The sequence below is a fragment of the Mesorhizobium sp. P2_B11 genome, assembly GCF_056404855.1.
The window spans coordinates 549,683-567,286 of record NZ_JBFUDF010000003.1 but is presented as its reverse complement, the minus strand read 5'-3'; the positions used below and the strand labels follow the sequence as shown (position 1 = coordinate 567,286).

The window sequence follows — 17,604 nt, the reverse complement described above, 5'->3', positions numbered from 1 at the left end:
CAGGCTAACTGTTCCCGCTCGACCTGCGCCGTTCTAGCAGGTCACCGAGGGCAAGAAGTCAAGCCAGCGTTTCGGCGAAGAACGCCAGCAGCCGCTTCCAGTGACGCTCGGCGCCCGCTTCATCGTAGACGCCGTGGTCCGCTACGCACCAGCCATGACCGACGCGGACATAGTTCTCGATGACGTGATCGACCTCGGCCACCCTGAGCGCTTCGGCCAGCCGCGCCGACTGCTCCGGCGGGAAGGAGCGGTCGACGCCGGCAGTGCCGACATAGACGCGCGCCTTGATCGAAGCCGCCTTGCGGTGCGGGCTGTCGGGAGCCTCGCTCGCCAGATTGCCGCCATGGAAGCTCGCCACGGCGACGATGCGATCGGGATAGGTGGCCGCTGCATTCAGCGCCCGTCCGCCGCCCATGCAATAGCCGACGACGCCAACCGGCCCGGTGATGCCTTCCGATGCCAGCGCGTCGAGGAAGGCGCCGCTGTCGCGGATGGTCATCTCCTGCGTCGTGCCGGTAACCAGTGCCATCAGCGCCACCTTCGTCTCCTCGACGGCAAATGCCGTCTTGGCGTCGAACGGTCCGTACGGCGCGTTGCGGTAGAACAGGTCCGGCACCAGCACGGCATAGCCCTGCCCCGCAAGCCGTTCCGCCATCACGTCAAGAACCGGACGCGGCCCGAAGGCGTCCATATAGAGGATCACGGCGGCCTTGGCCGCGCCGGCCGGGCGAAACAGCCCGGCTTTGGCCACGCCGTCCTTGGTCTTGATCTCGATGTCTCGCTTGGCCATGGCCCGCTCCGTTTCAGGGTGGTGCGATACATATCCGGGCCGGACGGCTGGGCAAGTCGCTCGAAGGCCCGCCGCGTTCACAAATGCGTATCGTTGGCCGAAGATGGCCGCCTCAGCGGATGAACGCCGCCATGTGAAAGGCCTGGACATCAGCGGGATAGCGATAGGCCGTGCCATAGGGACAGGCGTTGCGGTCCAGGCAGCCGCCCGTCCGGCAAGGCGAACCGTTTGCGCCTCGCACATGCGCGAGGCAGGACTGATAGGCAAAACCCTCCGGTGAATAGGCGTCGACCGGACAGGATTTTAGGCAAGGTTTTTCGACGCATGTGTCGCAAAGGTGAATCGCTGCGTGAGCCTGCGGAACCGTAATCTCGTCCTCGAACAGCAGCGCGCCCCGATAGGCATGCCAGAGCCCATACGTCGGATGCATGAGAATGCCGAGCGGCGATGGTTTCAGCCCTTCGGCCCGCATCGCCCATTGCTGGAACGGCAGATAAGGTTTGTCGGATGGCGACACGGCGCGCGCCCCAAATTTTTCCGCCACCGCGCCGATCACTTCGCGCGACCATGTGTCGAGAGGATTCGCAATAGTTTGCGGTTGCCGCTCGCGCCAGCGCAGGAAATGCGGCCAGGGCGCCACACCCGCCTGCCCGACCAGCAGAGCCGATTTGGCGGAAGCACCTGACAGGCCGAATGGTGCCTCCTCGTCTTCGGCGAACGTGACGCAACCGCGAAGGATGAGGCCGTTGGCGGAAAGCGCGGCCGCTATCTCGTCAGCGATGCCGCGCGCAATCATCCCTTCGGGTCCGGGTCGGAGAAAGCGCTCCGCCAGACTTCCTTGTGGATGATGTTGGCGACTTTAGCCCCGCCTGACTCGGGCTCCTTTCAAGTGAAGGCGTCAGCCATCGACGCCTTCTTGGTGGCGATGTAGTCCTTCAGCCCGTCATCGATGCCCGGATCAAGATACGGCGCCTCGTAGCTTTCCAGCCAGCGGCGGGCGAGTTCGTTGGCGCGCTGCGGCGCGGTCTTCTCGCCCTCGGCCAGCCACTGCTCATAGGAATTGTTATCGGCGATGCTGGAACGATAGAAGGCGGTCTGGAAATTCGCCTGGGTGTGGTCGCAGCCGAGATAGTGGCTGCCCGGACCGACCTGGCGGATGGCGTCCATTGCCTGGCCATTTTCCGACAGGTCGACGCCTTCGGCAAACTTCTGCTGCATGCCGAGCTGGTCGATGTCCATCATGAATTTCTCGTAGCAGGAGGCGAGCCCGCCCTCGAGCCAGCCGGCCGAATGCAGCACGAAATTGGTGCCGGCCAGAATGGTCGAGTTCAGCGTGTTGGCGCTTTCATAGGCTGCCTGTGCGTCCGGAACCTTGGAGGCGCAGAGCGAACCGCCGGTGCGGAATGGCAGGCCGAGCCGGCGGGCGAGCTGTGCCGCGCCATAGGACACCAGCGACGGCTCCGGCGTGCCGAAGGTCGGCGCGCCTGACTGCATCGAGATCGACGAGGCGAAGGTGCCGAACAGCACCGGCGCACCGGGCCGGATCAGCTGCGTGAACGACGCGCCGGCCAGCACTTCGGCCAGAACTTGCGTCAGCGTGCCGGCGACCGTCACCGGGCTCATCGCGCCGGCCAGGATGAACGGCGTGACGATGCAGGCCTGGTTGTGGCGCGAATAGACTTTCAGCGCACCCAGCATGGTTTCGTCGAACACCATCGGCGAGTTGGCGTTGATCAGGCTGGTCAGCACGGTGTTGTTTTCGACAAAGTCGTCGCCGAACACGATCTTGGCCATGGCGACCGTGTCTTCGGCCCGCTCCGGCGCGGTCACCGAACCCATGAACGGCTTGTCGGAATACTTTATGTGCGAATAGACCATGTCGAGATGGCGCTTGTTGACCGGCACGTCGACCGGCTCGCACACCGTGCCGCCCGAATGGTGGATCGACGGCGCCATATAGGCGAGCTTCACGAAATTCTGGAAATCCTCGATCGTCGCATAGCGCCTGACACCGTCGAGATCGCGCACGAAGGGCGGGCCGTAGACCGGCGCGAAGACCGTGGCGTTGCCGCCGATCTGCACCGAACGCTCGGAATTGCGCGCATGCTGGGTGTAAATGGGCGGCGCGGTCTTCAGCAGCGAGCGGCACAGGCCCTTGGGAAAATGCACGCGCTCGCCCTTGACGTCGGCGCCGGCCTCTTTCCACAGCTGCAGCGCTTCGGCGTCGTCGCGAAAGATGATGCCGATCTCTTCCAGCACCGTGTCGGTGTTGTTTTCGATAATCGCCAGGCCCTCCTCGTTAAGGACCTCATAGATATTGATCTTGCGCTTGATGTAGGTCAGCTGGGTGCCCGGTCCGCCGCCCGAGCGCGCCGCGCGCCTTGCTGCCGCGCCGCCGCTGGCCGCACGCCCGCGTCGCGCATTGGACGCTTCCTGGTCGACTGACGCGTTCTCACTCATGATCGTTTTCCCTAAAAAACCGTTTGCGGCCGCATATCGCGGCTTCTCGCCCGGATCGTAGCCATGCACCCTATTGGAAACGGCCCGCCAGCGCCAACGCCTGTCGCAAAATCGACAAGAATTCCAATAGATTTGCGGTCGCTTTCCTTTTGCGGGAAGTCGCAAATCAGCTATGGATACACGCCCCCGCCGGGTTAGGTATTGACGCGATAAATTTGAGCCGCCGCGATCTCATCCCGCGCGGCAAGGAGCCTGAGAAAAATGTCCGACGACGAGATCATCCTCTCCGAGCTTTCCGACGACGAGTTGGTGCAGCAGATGCACGACGATCTCTATGACGGCCTGAAGGAGGAGATCGAGGAAGGCACCAACATCCTGCTCGAGCGCGGCTGGGCGCCTTACAAGGTGCTGACCGAGGCGCTGGTCGAAGGCATGCGCATCGTCGGCGAAGACTTTCGCGACGGCATCCTGTTCGTCCCCGAAGTGCTGCTGTCGGCCAACGCCATGAAGGCCGGCATGTTCATCCTGCGGCCGCTGCTCGCCGCCACCGGCGCGCCCAAGCAGGGCAAGATGGTGATCGGCACCGTCAAGGGCGACATTCACGACATCGGCAAGAACCTCGTCGGCATGATGATGGAAGGCGCCGGCTTCGACGTCATCGACCTCGGCATCAACAATGCGGTCGAGAAATACCTCGACGCCATCGAGCAGCACCAGCCCGACATCATCGGCATGTCGGCGCTTTTGACCACCACCATGCCCTACATGAAGGTCGTCATCGACACGATGAAGGAAAAGGGCATTCGCGACGACTATGTCGTGCTGGTCGGCGGCGCGCCGCTCAATGAGGAATTCGGCAAGGCCGTCGGCGCCGACGCCTATTGCCGCGACGCAGCGGTGGCGGTCGAGACCGCCAAGGACTTCATGAAGCGCAAGCACAACGTGCGCGCTTCCGCCTGATTTTCTTCAGCAAGGCGTCTGGCCAGAATCAAAGCCGCGCCTTGCAGCGCGGCTTTTTTGTTACCAGATGTTGGTACAGACGGTCCGCGGGTCAGGGTTTGGTGACGGTGTCGTCGATAGCTTTCGCGGTCGATTTGAGATCCCGGCCGACGCCGCGGACGGTGTTGGCGCAGGCCGTAAGCGCCAGGGCGCAGGCAAGGATTGCGATCGGCGCAACGCGTAACAGTTTCATAGATGGTTTATCCCTCTCTCGATAGATTCGCCCCACAGCAACGAAGGCCGCTCAGACCGGGTTCCATGACCAGAGACCAAAAAACGAAACCGACTAAAGACGACAGGCTGCTGGTCATCGCCTGCGGAATGATCGCGCGCGAAGTTTTGGCCGTCAAGGAGCAGCTCAAGCTCGACCATCTCGACCTCACCTGCCTGCCGGCGGAGTTTCATTTCTACCCCGACCGCATCGCGCCGGCGATGGACAAGGCGATCGAGAAGGCCAAGGCGGACGGCTATGAGCATATCTTCGTCGGCTATGCCGATTGCGGCACCGGCGGCCTGCTCGACCGGGTGCTGGAGAAGCACGGCGTCGAGCGCATGGCCGGCCCGCACTGCTTTGCCTTCTATCAGGGCATGGAGGCCTACGCGAAGGTCGCCGACGACGACATGATGTCGTTCTACATGACCGACTTCCTCTGCCGCCAGTTCGACGCCTTCTTCATGAAGCCGCTTGGCCTCGACAAACATCCCGAACTGATCAAGGACTATTTCGGCAACTACGAAAAACTGGTCTACATCGCCCAGACCGACGATCCGGAGCTCGACAAGGTCGCCGAGAAGGCCGCCAAACTGCTCGGCCTCGCCTATGAGCGCCGCGCCACCGGCTATGGCGACCTGACAGGCGAACTTGCGCGGGTGGCCACACACGCCTGAAGCGATTCTTGACCCGCGATGCTGTCAATACGGATGACAGACCGCCGCGAACGGGTAAGTTGTGCGCCCAGGCAAACAGGCTGATTCAGCCATCAGAACATGGAAACGTCCCGATGACCCCTCGCGTGCTGCTCGCCGCCCTCGGCCTCCTCTGTTTCGCCCTGCCCGCTCGCGCCGACGGCGAGGTGCAGAAGATCATCACGCCGGCCGACAAGGTGCGGCTCGACAAATATGGCGAGACCCGGAAAGCTGCCCTCGAGGAGGCGAAGGCCGGCGACCCGGCCGAGGTTAGCGAGCTCAACGCACTTCTGGCCAAGCCGCTGGTCGCCTTTTCCGACAAGGATCTGACCGGTAACTGGCAATGCCGCACCATCAAGGTCGGTGGCATCAGCCCGCTGGTCATCTATGGCTGGTTCAAATGCAAGGTCACGGACGATGGCTCCGGCTGGCGGCTGGAAAAGATCAGCGGCTCGCAGCGCACCACCGGCCGTTTCTTCGATGACGGCGAAAAGCGCTCGATCTATCTCGGTTCCGGCTATGTCAACGACAACAAGCCGAAGCGCTATGGCAGCGGCCCGGAAAGCGACCAGGTCGGCTATGCCTTCCGCAACAGCGCCACTGCATGGCGCATCGAATTCCCGGCGCCTTATTACGAATCGCATCTCGACATCATGGAATTGAAGCGCTGATCCACAGGCCTCTCACGGGCGCGGTCATCAAGATTTAACCGGCGTCGGCACAAAGTTCAGCCGGGCGACACACGTCAGATGGGTGCGCGCCGGTAAGAAGGCGCGCCATGGCTTCAGCCGACAAGAACAATGCTGCAATCGTCGTCGTCACCGAAGGCGGGCCGCACATCTGGGCCATCGTCAACGCCATCGCCGACCGGCTCGGCCCTGTCAGCGTCATCCTGGAAAGCCCTGAATCCAAAAAGCAATTGCTGCTCGGCCGTGCCCGCCGCCAAGGCTGGCTTTCCGCCATCGGCCAGCTCGGCACGATGGTGCTGACCAGGCTCGGCAAACGCTTCTTCGCCGGCCATGCAGCACGGCTGATTGCCGAACAGAAATTGCAGACCGAGCCGAAGCCGGGACAAAAGATCATCCACGTGTCTTCGGCCAACGCGCCGGATTGCCTGCAGGCGATCGCCGATATCCGGCCGGGCGTTGTGCTGCTTGCCGGCTGCCGGCTCTTGTCCCGGCAAACGCTGGCGAAAATATCAAGTCCGGTGCTCAACTATCACGCCGGCATCGCGCCGAAATACCGCGGCATGAATGGCGGCTACTGGGCGCTGGCTTCTGACGACGCGCAGAATTTCGGCACCACGGTGCATCTGGTCGATGCCGGCGTCGACACCGGTGGCGTGCTGAAACAGGCGCGCGGTAAGCCGGGGCCCGGCGACACTATTTCAAGCTATGCGCTGCGCCAGGCGGCATTCTCGCGCGACATCTGCGTCGAGGCGGTCCGCGATGCGCTGGACGGCAAACTGGCCACCATCAAGCCAGATCTGCCGTCGAAACAATGGTACCACCCGACGATCTGGTTCTATCTCTGGACCGGCCTCACCAGGCGGGTTTGGTAGCCGGTCATTCCCCGAAATCTCGGCTTTCTTTTTGCGACTCCCAATAGCGTCGCTTTTGAATGCGCGCGCGTCGTCCCATAACAAGCAGCCCCACTGCGCATCCGGCAATGCTCGCTCCTGCTGAATAGAGTGGTCGAGCGTCCTTCGTACGTCCAAGCGGACGCACAGCGCTCGGCAGGGAGTGAGAATTTCATGGCCGATCTGATCGTCGTCTACTGGCGCGACATACCCGCCCAGGTGATCGTCAAGAAGGGCCGGCAGAACGCCAAGCGCGAACTGCCGCTGCGCTTCACCGAGGCGATCGACATGTGCGCCATGCGCACCGGCGCCGGCGGCACCGACGATTATCTCGCCGAATGGCGCAAGGCCGAACCGGTTCCCGTCGGCGACGATCTCGAAGCCGAGGTCGAGAAGGCTTTCAGCGACATCGACGCAAAATACGACCGCGAGCGGCTGGTCGCTCTGGTCAAGGCGGGCGGGAAAGAAAATGTCTGAAACGAATCCGGCGGTTACCCAGGCCACCCTGGTCAAGAAGGCAGCGCCGAAATCCGACTATAAGCCGGCCGACGTGTCGCCGCAGCGGCGCGTGCAGCGCTCGTTTGCGGTCCGGCTGTGGTCGATCCGCCATTCGCGCCTGCTCGAATGGTTCTATTCCCGGTTTGCCGACATGTTCTTGCTGCTGCATCCGCTGTGGAAGGGCATCGGGTATGGCCGCGTTGAAGCCCCGATCAAGTTCGTCGAAAAGCGCGTCAAGGGCTTCATGTTCGACTGCCGCATGTGCGGCCAGTGCGTGTTGTCTTCGACCGGCATGTCGTGCCCGATGAACTGCCCGAAGCAGCTGCGCAACGGCCCGTGCGGCGGCGTGCGCGCCAATGGCAATTGCGAGGTCGAGCCCGACATGCCTTGTGTCTGGGTCAAGGCCTGGGAAGGCTCCAAAAATATGGTGCATGGCGACAATATCCTGACCGTGCAGAAGCCCGTCGACCAGTCGCTGCGCGAAACCTCAGCCTGGCTGCGGGTCACCGCGCAGGCCGCAACTGCCCGCGAAGCCGCCCAGGCGCCCAAGACTGGAGCCGCCGCATGATCGCCCGCCAGCGCGACGAAAACCCGGCCGGCATCCATCTGCCGCTCGATCCCCTGCCCGGCCACTCGTCCCGCGGCCGGCTGGAGCGCGTGCTGCGGCGCGGCGAGTTCGCCGTCACCACCGAGCTCAACCCGCCCGACAGCGCCGATCCCGAAGATGTCTACAACAGGGCGAAAATCTTCGACGGCTGGGTCGACGCCATCAATGCCGTCGACGCTTCCGGCGCCAACTGCCACATGTCGTCGGTCGGCATCTGTGCGCTTTTGACCCGCATGGGTTATGCCCCGATCATGCAGATCGCCTGCCGCGACAAGAACCGCATCGCCATCCAGGGCGATGTGCTGGGTGGTGCTGCGATGGGCGTCGCCAACATGCTGTGCCTGACCGGCGACGGCGTGCAGGCCGGCGATCAGCCCGGCGCCAAGCCTGTCTTCGATCTCGATTCCATGTCGCTGCTCGAGACCTGCCGCATCATGCGCGACAACGGCAAGTTCCTGTCCGGCCGCAAGCTGACGACGCCGCCGCAGATTTTTCTCGGTGCTGCCGTCAATCCCTTCGCGCCGCCCTTCGATTTCCGCCCGATCCATCTCGGCAAGAAGATCGCCGCCGGCGCGCAGTTCGTACAGACGCAATACTGCTTCGACGTGCCGATGTTCAAAACCTTCATGCAGAAGGCGCGGGACCTGGGGCATACGGAAAAAGTCTTCATCCTGTGCGGCGTCGGCCCGCTGGCCTCGGCCAAGACGGCCAAATGGATCCGCTCCAACGTGCCGGGCATCCACATCCCGGATACCATCATCAAGCGGCTGGAAGGCGCGCAGGACCAGAAAAAGGAAGGCAAGCAGCTCTGCACCGACATCATCAACGAAGTGAAGGAAATTCCAGGCGTCGCCGGCATCCATGTGATGGCCTACCGCCAGGAGGAATATGTCGCCGAGATCGTCGATGAATCGGGTGTGTTGAAGGGCCGCCAGCCATGGAAACGCGAGATCCGCCGCGACGACCAGATGGTCGCCGACCGGCTCGACCACATATTGCATGACGAGATTACCGAAACGCAGGTGGACATGGTAAAGACCGCGCACTAAGCCCGGCCGAGCACCAGACCCTGGAACGAAACCAGAGACGATATAAAGAGCACTTTATATCAGGCGGAGAGACTTCATGACCCGGACCATCGTCGCCTCGGCGACACGCGAGATCATCATCGGCTTCGACCAGCCCTTCTGCGTCATCGGCGAGCGCATCAACCCGACCGGCCGCAAGAAGCTGGCCGCCGAGATGATCGCCGGCAATTTCGAGACCGTCATCAAGGACGCGCTGGAACAGGCCGCCTGCGGCGCCACCATGCTCGACGTCAATGCCGGCGTCACCTCGGTCAACCCGAACGAGACTGAACCGGGCCTGCTGGTGCAGACGCTGGAGATCGTCCAGGGCCTGGTCGACCTGCCGCTGTCGATCGACTCCTCCGTCACCGCCGCCATCGAGGCCGCTCTCAAGGTCGCCAAGGGCCGCCCGCTGGTCAACTCCGTCACCGGCGAGGAAGAAAAGCTCGAAGCCATCCTGCCGCTGGTCAAGAAGTACAACGTCCCGGTCGTCGCCATCTCCAATGACGAGACCGGCATTTCGATGGATCCGGACGTGCGCTTCGCCGTCGCCAAGAAGATCGTCGAGCGCTGCGCCGATTTCGGCATTCCGGCGCATGACGTCGTCGTCGACCCGCTGGTGATGCCGATCGGCGCGCTGGGCGATGCCGGCCGACAGGTGTTTGCGCTGCTGCGCCGCCTGCGCGAAGAGCTCAAGGTCAACACCACCTGCGGCCTCTCCAACATCTCGTTCGGCCTGCCGCACCGCCACGGCATCAACGCCGCCTTCATCCCGATGGTGATCGGCGCCGGCATGACGAGCGCCATCATGAACCCGGTGCGGCCGCAGGAAATGGAAGCCGTGCGCGGCGCCAATGTGCTGAACGGCACCGACGAAAACTGCACCAACTGGATCAGGACCTACAAGGACTACAAGCCGGCCGAAGGTGGCCAGGCGGTAGCCGCACCGACCGCCGTCAACGCGCCGGGTGATGCCGCTGCCGGTGGCCGCCGCCGCGGCGGTCGTGAAGCCCGGATGGGTCGAGGATAAGCGCGCAATCGTGAACTCGCCTGCAAACATTACCGATCCGCTCGTGCTGTTCATGCCGTCAGGCAAGCGCGGGCGGTTTCCCGTTGGCACATCGGTGCTCGATGCCGCGCGCCAACTCGGCGTCTATGTCGAAAGCGTCTGCGGCGGCCGCGCCACCTGCGGTCGCTGCCAGATCGAGGTGCAGGAAGGCAATTTCGCCAAGCACAAGATCGTCTCGTCGAACGACCACATTTCGCAGAAGGGCGCCAAGGAAGAGCGCTACGAGCGCGTGCGCGGCCTGCCCGAACGGCGCCGCCTCTCTTGCTCGGCGCAGATCCTCGGCGACCTCGTCATCGACGTGCCGCAGGACACGGTCATCAACGCGCAGACCATCCGCAAGGATGCCGACACCCGCATCATCGCCCGCGATGCGGCGATCCGCATGTGCTATGTCGAAATCGAAGAACCCGACATGCACAAGCCGCTCGGCGATCTCGATCGCCTGAAGATCGCCTTGATGAAGGATTGGGGCTTAAAAAACCTCGAATTCGATTTCTACCTGATGCCGCAGGTGCAAGGCATACTGCGCAAGGGCAACTGGACCGCGACCGCCGCCATCCACAAGGACGCAGAAAGCGACATCGCCCGCGTCATCGCGCTGTGGCCCGGCCTCAAGAACGAGGCCTATGGGCTGGCCTGCGACATCGGCTCGACCACCATCGCCATGCATCTGGTGTCGCTGCTGTCTGGCCGCGTCGCTGCTTCGTCCGGGACGTCGAACCCACAGATCCGCTTCGGCGAGGATCTGATGAGCCGCGTCTCTTATGTGATGATGAACCCGGACGGCCGCGAAGGCATGACGGTCGCCGTGCGCGAGGCGATCTCAGGCCTCGTCGACAAGGTCTGCGCCGAAGGCAATGTCCAGCGCAATGACATCCTGGATTCCGTCTTCGTCGGCAATCCGATCATGCACCATCTGTTCCTAGGCATCGATCCGACCGAACTCGGCGGCGCCCCCTTCGCGCTCGCCGTCTCGGGTGCCGTGCGCATCAAGGCCTCCGACATCGGCCTGAAGCTCAATCAGGGCGCCCGTCTCTATATGCTGCCTTGCATCGCCGGCCATGTCGGCGCCGACGCAGCAGCAGTCACGCTGTCGGAAGGCCCGCACCGTCAGGACGAGATGATGCTGATCGTCGACGTCGGCACCAATGCCGAGATCGTGCTCGGCAACCGCGCGCGGGTCGTGGCTGCTTCTTCTCCGACCGGCCCGGCCTTCGAGGGCGCCGAAATCTCCGGCGGCCAGCGCGCCGCGCCCGGCGCCATCGAGCGCGTGCGCATCGACCCGGACACGCTGGAACCGAAATACCGCGTCATCGGTTCGGAACTGTGGTCCGACGAACCCGGCTTCCTCGACAGCGTGCAGGCGACCGGCGTCACTGGCATTTGCGGCTCCGGCATCATCGAGATCGTCGCCGAGATGTATCTCGCCGGCATCATCTCCGAAGATGGCGTCGTCGACGGGTCGTTGGCCGAGCGTTCGCCGCGCGTCACCGCCAACGGCCGCACCTTCTCTTATGTGCTGAAGGAAGGCGAACCCAAGATCACCATCACGCAGACCGACGTGCGCGCCATCCAGCTCGCCAAGGCGGCACTCTATGCCGGCACCAAGCTGCTGATGGAAAAGCAGAACACCGAGCATGTCGACCGCATCCATTTCGCCGGTGCCTTTGGCTCCTTCATCGATCCGAAATACGCCATGGTGCTTGGCCTGATCCCCGACTGCGACCTCGACAAGGTGTCAGCCGTCGGCAACGCCGCCGGTGCGGGCGCGCGCATGGCGCTGCTCAATCGCGGCTATCGCCGCGAGATCGAGGACACGGTCAGCCACATCGAGAAGATCGAGACCGCGCTGGAGCCGAAATTCCAGGAGCATTTCGTCTACGCCATGGCGCTGCCGAACAAGGTCGATCCGTTCCCGAAACTGTCGGCGGCGGTGAAATTGCCGCCACGCAAGACCGTCAGCGAGGATGGCGTCGCCGGCGACGCCGCCCCGCGCCGACGTTCGCGCGAAGGCCACGCGGCAAGACGCAGCCGCGAGTAATGCATGTCGCCCAAAAGTGCGCAGCGGTTTTGGGATAACGACATGCATAGAAACAACAATCTAAAGCGCGTCGCATGAGGCCGTTCAGGCGCGACGCGCTTTAGGCCGGCCGCCAATTCTCCCAATTTCGTTTGTATGCAAATGTTTCCAGATCGCCTCGATCTGGAAACCGAAGCGCTGTGTCCGCGCAATCCGTCCGATACAGACGTGAAGCATTTAACGGACATCGAAAGGCGGGCCGCACTATTGCGCCGTCACAACGCTTCAAAGGAGAATGACGATGTTCGACAGCCTCGGCCGTTTTCGTGCGGCCATCAAGCATGCCCGGTCCGTCCGTGCCATGAACAGCCTGCCGCCTGAAGTGCAGAAGGACCTCGGCTGGCCCGTGTCGCCGCGCATCGACGCCCAGGCCAACCTGACGCGCCTGATCCTGGGCTCGGGCCGCTGATGACCTTCGCCGACAAATGCAAATTGCTGACCAAACGCCGGGGCCGCCGCGTGGTCCCGGGTGCGACCGACATCAAGCTGCGTGCCGCGCTGCTGCCCCGACGCTGAGGCCGTTTGCGGGAAAACCGCAAACTCGGTTGATCAAACAACCCTCTTGCGTTGGGCCAAAATCTTGACATTTCGGCTGGAGGTACGATGTTCGAAATAGTGGGGGAATTCTCTTAGTCGGCTGCGGTCGAGCTTGTGTATTCGAATGCCCAGTTTCAAAAGCCACATCGTTTCGTTCATCCTCCGGCACAGCCGGAAGAAGGCGTTTGCCAGCCCTGAGAACCTGCAGCGCTGGATCGCGTATGCACGCAAGACCGAGGATCATCATCCTTCAGCATTGCTGCGTGAACGTCTCCATATCACCGAGCGCAGCGTCGATGGTTTTCCTGTCTACGAGATCGCGCCGAAGGCCGGCGAGCGCAGGCGCATCCTCTACATGCATGGCGGCGCCTTTGTCTTCCAGATCACCTCCTATCATTGGGGGCTGATCGCCGAGATGGCGGAACGGCTGGGTTTCGGCATCACCATACCGATCTACCCGATCGCGCCCGAACACGATTTCCACGCCATGTTCGGCATGGTCGGCGACGTCTACCGGCAGATGCTGGATGAGACGGACGCCGAAGACATCGTCTTCATGGGCGATTCCGCCGGCGGCAACATGGCCGTGGTGCTGACCATGATGGCGGCCGAAGAAGGCCTGCCCTTGCCGTCGCGCCACGTGCTGATTTCACCCGGCCTCGACATGTCGCTGTCCAACCCGGAAGTGTTCGAGGCGGAACGCAACGATCCGTGGCTGGGTATATCAGGCGGCCTGGAAGCGATCCGCATGTACAGCGCCGGCATCGATCGCAGCGACTGGCATATCAGCCCGCTCTACGGCGACCTCTCGGTGCTGCCGCAGACCCTGCTTCTGACTGGCTCGCACGACCTGCTCAGCCCCGACAATCTGATCTTTGCCGAGAAGGCGCGTGCCGCCGGCGTCGATATCGACGTCGTCTACGAGGAAGGCATGTTCCACGTCTGGCCACTGATCGAGATGCCGGAGGCGCGTCGCGCCAGGGACAGCATCGTCACCTTCCTTGAAGGTGAGCCCACCAGGCGGCGCGCAACTGCCCGGCGCAGAGCGCGAACCGCCTTCGCGGCGCGCCCTGCCGAAGCAGCGGAATAGATCAGAACTTCCCGGTTTCGCGGAACAGTTCGAAGGTCGCACGGATATGGTCGGCGACGGCCTTGACCGGCGCGCTGGCGTCCGGCGACACCACCATCGCCAGATTGTAGGTGCCGATATCGGGCATGCCGTCCTTCGGGCAGAGCTCGACCATGTCGTTGCCAAGGAACGACTTCGGTAGCGGCGCGACCGCGAGATCCGACATGATGGCGGCGCGCTGGCCGGCAGTGTGCGCGCTCATATAGGCGATGCGGTAGTTGCGGCCCTCACGGCTCAACGCATCGAGCGCGCCGGCCCGCCAGGCGCAGCCCTCTTCCCACAGCGACACCGGCAAAGGCTCGCGCAGATGCGCGCTGCCGCCCTTGGCGCCGGCCCAGACGATCGGCTCGGTCAACAGCACCTCGGCGCCGAGCGCGCTGGTCTTGTAGGAATTGGTCAACAGCGTGATGTCGAGCGCCCGGTCGTCCATGCGGCGGCGCAGATTGCTGCTTTGGTCGATGGTGACGTCGACCGCGATCGACGGATGCGATTGCGCGAAGCGCTTCAAGACATGCGGCAGCACGCGCTCGCCATAGTCGTCCGGCGAACCGAGCCGCACCACGCCGACGATCTCGGGGATGATGAACTTGGACACCACCTCGCGGTTGATCGACAGAAGCCGGCGGGCATAGCCGAGCAGCATTTCGCCATCGGTGGTCAGCGTCACCGAGCGCGCATCGCGCGCGAAGACCGAGCGGCCGAGAATGTCCTCGAGCTTCTTGATCTGCATGGAGACTGCCGACGGCGTGCGGAACACCGCATTGGCCGCGGTGGTGAAGCTGCCGGTCTCGGCAATGGCCACAAAGGTGCGCAAGACGTCGAGATCGAGCAACGGAAGCGGATGATTGAGTGGGGCGTTCATCGGGATCGACCTTCAATTTTTCTGATGTGAAGCATCATTCCATTTCGTTTGATTGAACATCAGATTGGGAGGATAGTCAACTCCATCGAAGGCAAGACGTGCCCTGGGTCGAAAAGCTCCTGACACAAAATTGCATTCGGTGCGGAATATCCCGGCGACGAAACGCGTTCATGCGGGACGTGCCACAACCAAAGGAGAATGAAATGTCTATCCTGTCATCCATCGGTCGGCTTGCGACCGAGTTCAGCGCGGCCCGCGCCCGCTTCCAGACCGAACGTGCGATCCGCTCGCTGCCGATCGAACTGCAGAAGGATATCGGCTGGCCTGAAGCTGCCGACACCAAGACCGGTGCACGCCATGGCGTCGGATCCTGGGCTGGAGCAAAGTAAACCATTGTGTACCATGTGCTGAAGGCCTGCCGCGCGGACCAGCCCGGCAGGCCTTCTCTATTTTACCCCGCTTGCCTTCCCTAACTTATTTGCACTCAAATGAATTTCAGAGCCATGTTGCCACTGCATGGCGCATATGTGCAAGTTGCATAACGCCTAAATGTCGCGCTTAACACGTTGTAAGTAATCGTAAATTTTAGGCAGTATGCCCAGAAATGTCGCAATCGATGTCGCATTTCCATTCAAGCGCTTCGCATTTGCGATTTAGTTTCTGCTCACACACGCCTATATCACCGTCAGCAAACGAGCTGCCCCACTCCATCAAGCGAAGGCGACCCGTCTGAGCAACCGATAGGAGATGATGATGAAGCTTTTTGCCCGCCTTTTCCCCCGCCGCGAAATGAACCTGACGACCGCTCTCGAGCGCCAGCGCCTTGCCAACACCATGCCCGGCCAGACCGGCGCCATGAATGCGGTGCGCCTCGGCTTCGTCGCCTGAGATCACGACTGCCGCGCAGCGCTCCCTGCCGCCGCGGCAAGTCGATTACAGCGCCGCTTCGGTTTGACCGAGGCGGCGTTTCTCGTTCTGAAGCCGATGTTGCGGGATAGCGATGCTCATTCCGGCGGCAGCCTTTGCCCGTCATCCCGGACAATTGCCCATTTGCGACCCATGTCGCAAATTTAGTTGCCGGTTGGCCGCCTAGCCGATTGACAGGAATGGTTTTTCCTGATGTCGCTATGCTGTTCGCGACATCCTGTTCGCGCCATGGCTGCGTGAGGTTCCCTTGAACGCCGTAAAGCATCCGATCAAGCGATCGTTTGTATTCTTCCTCGTCCCCGACTTCACCATGATCGCCTTTGCGACGGCGCTCGACCCGCTGCGCTCGGCCAACCGCATGCTTGGCTATGAGGCCTATCGCTGGCGCCTCGCCAGCATCGACGGCAAGCCGGTGCGCGCCTCCAACGGCGTCGAATGCGCGGTCAACACCTCGCTTGAGGAGGAACGCAAGAAGATGGCCGGGCCGGACCGGCCGAACATGGCCATCGTCTGCAGCGGCGTGAATGTCGAGCGCTACCAGAACAGATCGGCCTTCGCCTGGCTGCGCGAGGAGTATAACAGAGGCGTCGCCGTCGGGGGCCTGTGCACCGGCGCGCATATCCTTGCCGCCGCCGGCCTGCTCTCCAACAAGCGCTGCGCCATCCACTGGGAAAACCTGCCGGGCTTTTCCGAGGCTTTTCCGAAGGCCAATGTCTTCGCCGACCTCTTCGAGATCGACCAGAACATCTACACCTGCGCCGGCGGCACGGCCGCGCTCGACATGATGCTGAAGCTGATCGGTGACGATTTCGACGACAATCTGGTCAACCGCGTCTGCGAACAGGTGCTGACCGACCGCGTGCGCAGCCCGACCGACCGCCAGCGCCTGCCGCTGCGCGCCCGCCTCGGCGTGCAGAATTCCAAGGTGCTAACCATCATCGAGCTGATGGAAGGCAACCTCTCCGAGCCGCTGTCGCTGATCGAGATCGCCGACCATGTTGACCTGTCGCGCCGACAGATCGAGCGCCTGTTCCGCACCGAGATGGGCAGGTCCCCTGCCCGCTACTATCTCGAGATCCGCCTCGACCGCGCCCGGCACCTCTTGATTCAGTCGTCGATGCCGGTGGTCGAGGTGGCCGTCGCCTGCGGCTTCGTCTCGGCCTCGCATTTCTCCAAATGCTACCGCGAGCTCTACGCCCGCTCGCCGCAGCAGGAGCGCGTCGACCGCAAGCAGCTCTTGGCCGCTTGAAGCTTCTCAGTATGGCGCGTCCTCTCGGACGCGCCTCGATCTGTTCGAGCTACTTGCGTGGCGACCTGACGACAAGGACCGGACACCGCTCGGCCACCGGATAATCGCCGCTGGCAACGAGGCGGACATCCTCGAAGTAGCGCGACGCTTCCGCCACATGCAGATCCTCGCCCAGCCAGCAGCAGATCGTGTCGGAATCCTTGTAGAGGTTGATGAAGCCGAAATCGTCCGGCTGCCAGCCGCCCGCCGCCATCAAGGCCGTCCGGTCGCCAAACATGTCGACAATGGCGTCCCACACGGCGGACATCTTCAAGCCGTAGTCCGGCGCGGCAGCCGGCAGCGACAAGGCAATGCGAAGAACGATCTCGGCCAGCGCCTTGACGCGACCGGAAAGCGCATCGGCCTTGATGGCGTCGAGGGGCTCCGCAGACTTGGGTCGCGCAAACAGCCTGATGCCGGCGCGACCGCCGGGCCGTAGCACACGAGCCATCTCTTCGAGGCACTTCAGCCGCTGCGCCTCGGTCGTCACCGCCGAGAGGCAGCCGTCGCCGACAATGGCGTCGAGGCTCTTGTCCGGCAAAGGCAGGTCCAGCCAGTTGCCGGCAACCGCTTTTCTGGAGGCGTCGTCGCCGATCCACAGCGCGCCGATCATATGCGGGTTGGCATCGACGGCAACCAGGCTCCTGCCGAGCCGGGCGAATTCCGGCGTGACGCCAAGCAATGCCAGGTCGGCCGCATCGGTATCGAGCTCGCGTCTCAGCACGCCGACGACATCGGCATGCGGCCGCATCGGCGGCTTGAACAGATCCCACGTTCTGCCGATTTGTGCCCAAAGGTCGGACATG

The 17,604-nt window shown here is 62.9% G+C and carries 20 protein-coding genes; 14 read left to right on the top strand and 6 right to left on the bottom strand.

Features of this window, described 5'->3' with window-relative positions; translation table 11 throughout:
* Nucleotides 1-58 precede the first annotated feature (58 nt).
* The 3 genes from AC1DYJ_RS11300 to AC1DYJ_RS11290 form a co-directional block, all read right to left on the bottom strand.
* A complete protein-coding gene (locus AC1DYJ_RS11300; protein WP_477280785.1) occupies nt 59-790 on the bottom strand; it encodes a dienelactone hydrolase family protein in 732 nt (243 codons plus the stop codon).
* Between the two features lie 112 nt (nt 791-902).
* On the bottom strand, nt 903-1,586 hold the full coding sequence (locus tag AC1DYJ_RS11295) for a hypothetical protein (RefSeq protein ID WP_477280783.1): 684 nt from the start codon (nt 1,584-1,586) through the stop codon (nt 903-905).
* A gap of 89 nt (nt 1,587-1,675) precedes the next feature.
* Nucleotides 1,676-3,250: a trimethylamine methyltransferase family protein gene (locus AC1DYJ_RS11290; protein ID WP_477280781.1), complete on the bottom strand. Its 1,575-nt coding sequence runs from the start codon at nt 3,248-3,250 to the stop codon at nt 1,676-1,678.
* Nucleotides 3,251-3,511: 261 nt separating this feature from the next.
* Between AC1DYJ_RS11290 and AC1DYJ_RS11285 the strand changes: the two genes are divergently transcribed.
* Nucleotides 3,512-4,210: a corrinoid protein gene (locus tag AC1DYJ_RS11285; RefSeq protein WP_013531175.1), complete on the top strand. Its 699-nt coding sequence runs from the start codon at nt 3,512-3,514 to the stop codon at nt 4,208-4,210.
* A 91-nt stretch (nt 4,211-4,301) separates the two neighbouring features.
* Here the strand turns inward: AC1DYJ_RS11285 and AC1DYJ_RS11280 are convergent, their stop codons facing one another.
* On the bottom strand, nt 4,302-4,442 hold the full coding sequence (locus tag AC1DYJ_RS11280) for an entericidin A/B family lipoprotein (protein ID WP_112565267.1): 141 nt from the start codon (nt 4,440-4,442) through the stop codon (nt 4,302-4,304).
* 65 nt (nt 4,443-4,507) lie between these two features.
* Between AC1DYJ_RS11280 and AC1DYJ_RS11275 the strand changes: the two genes are divergently transcribed.
* The 10 genes from AC1DYJ_RS11275 to AC1DYJ_RS11230 all read left to right on the top strand — a co-directional run bounded on the left by AC1DYJ_RS11275 (nt 4,508) and on the right by AC1DYJ_RS11230 (nt 13,682).
* The gene (locus AC1DYJ_RS11275) at nt 4,508-5,137 is read left to right on the top strand and encodes a DUF1638 domain-containing protein (RefSeq protein ID WP_477280779.1); all 630 of its coding nucleotides are present in this window, start codon (nt 4,508-4,510) and stop codon (nt 5,135-5,137) included.
* 113 nt (nt 5,138-5,250) lie between these two features.
* Entirely contained in the window at nt 5,251-5,826 is a 576-nt protein-coding gene (locus tag AC1DYJ_RS11270; RefSeq protein ID WP_477280777.1) for a DUF4893 domain-containing protein, read from the top strand.
* A 107-nt stretch (nt 5,827-5,933) separates the two neighbouring features.
* A complete protein-coding gene (locus AC1DYJ_RS11265) occupies nt 5,934-6,716 on the top strand; it encodes a formyl transferase (protein ID WP_477280775.1) in 783 nt (260 codons plus the stop codon).
* A 192-nt stretch (nt 6,717-6,908) separates the two neighbouring features.
* Nucleotides 6,909-7,211, top strand: coding sequence for a virulence factor (locus AC1DYJ_RS11260; protein WP_181055962.1), 303 nt, complete (start codon nt 6,909-6,911; stop codon nt 7,209-7,211).
* Entirely contained in the window at nt 7,204-7,800 is a 597-nt protein-coding gene (locus AC1DYJ_RS11255; protein WP_477280774.1) for a methylenetetrahydrofolate reductase C-terminal domain-containing protein, read from the top strand. Before AC1DYJ_RS11260 ends, AC1DYJ_RS11255 begins: the two co-directional genes overlap by 8 nt.
* The gene (locus AC1DYJ_RS11250) at nt 7,797-8,888 is read left to right on the top strand and encodes a methylenetetrahydrofolate reductase (protein WP_477280772.1); all 1,092 of its coding nucleotides are present in this window, start codon (nt 7,797-7,799) and stop codon (nt 8,886-8,888) included. The genes AC1DYJ_RS11255 and AC1DYJ_RS11250 overlap by 4 nt, the downstream gene beginning before the upstream one ends.
* 76 nt (nt 8,889-8,964) lie before the next feature.
* On the top strand, nt 8,965-9,936 hold the full coding sequence (locus tag AC1DYJ_RS11245) for a methyltetrahydrofolate cobalamin methyltransferase (RefSeq protein WP_477280770.1): 972 nt from the start codon (nt 8,965-8,967) through the stop codon (nt 9,934-9,936).
* A gap of 10 nt (nt 9,937-9,946) precedes the next feature.
* Nucleotides 9,947-12,016, top strand: coding sequence for an ASKHA domain-containing protein (locus AC1DYJ_RS11240; protein WP_477280768.1), 2,070 nt, complete (start codon nt 9,947-9,949; stop codon nt 12,014-12,016).
* Nucleotides 12,017-12,296: 280 nt separating this feature from the next.
* On the top strand, nt 12,297-12,464 hold the full coding sequence (locus AC1DYJ_RS11235) for a hypothetical protein (RefSeq protein WP_477280767.1): 168 nt from the start codon (nt 12,297-12,299) through the stop codon (nt 12,462-12,464).
* A 252-nt stretch (nt 12,465-12,716) separates the two neighbouring features.
* Nucleotides 12,717-13,682, top strand: coding sequence for an alpha/beta hydrolase (locus tag AC1DYJ_RS11230; protein ID WP_477280765.1), 966 nt, complete (start codon nt 12,717-12,719; stop codon nt 13,680-13,682).
* A gap of 1 nt (nt 13,683) precedes the next feature.
* Here AC1DYJ_RS11230 and AC1DYJ_RS11225 read toward each other — a convergent pair whose 3' ends face one another.
* Nucleotides 13,684-14,583, bottom strand: a complete 900-nt coding sequence (locus AC1DYJ_RS11225; RefSeq protein WP_023670389.1) for a LysR substrate-binding domain-containing protein — start codon at nt 14,581-14,583, stop codon at nt 13,684-13,686.
* Nucleotides 14,584-14,786: 203 nt separating this feature from the next.
* Here AC1DYJ_RS11225 and AC1DYJ_RS11220 point away from each other — a divergent pair, with 203 nt between their 5' ends.
* The 3 genes from AC1DYJ_RS11220 (at nt 14,787) to AC1DYJ_RS11210 (ending at nt 16,759) form a co-directional block, all read left to right on the top strand.
* Nucleotides 14,787-14,972 carry a hypothetical protein gene (locus AC1DYJ_RS11220; RefSeq protein WP_023700331.1) on the top strand — a complete coding sequence of 62 codons (186 nt, stop codon included), beginning with the start codon at nt 14,787-14,789 and terminating at the stop codon, nt 14,970-14,972.
* Nucleotides 14,973-15,336: 364 nt separating this feature from the next.
* Nucleotides 15,337-15,471, top strand: a complete 135-nt coding sequence (locus AC1DYJ_RS11215; RefSeq protein ID WP_112565447.1) for a hypothetical protein — start codon at nt 15,337-15,339, stop codon at nt 15,469-15,471.
* Nucleotides 15,472-15,820: 349 nt separating this feature from the next.
* Nucleotides 15,821-16,759 (top strand): GlxA family transcriptional regulator, encoded by a 939-nt coding sequence (locus AC1DYJ_RS11210; protein WP_352560327.1) that lies wholly within the window; start codon nt 15,821-15,823, stop codon nt 16,757-16,759.
* 49 nt (nt 16,760-16,808) lie between these two features.
* Here the strand turns inward: AC1DYJ_RS11210 and AC1DYJ_RS11205 are convergent, their stop codons facing one another.
* Nucleotides 16,809-17,603, bottom strand: coding sequence for a class I SAM-dependent methyltransferase (locus AC1DYJ_RS11205; protein WP_477280763.1), 795 nt, complete (start codon nt 17,601-17,603; stop codon nt 16,809-16,811).
* Between the last annotated feature and the right edge of the window lies 1 nt (nt 17,604).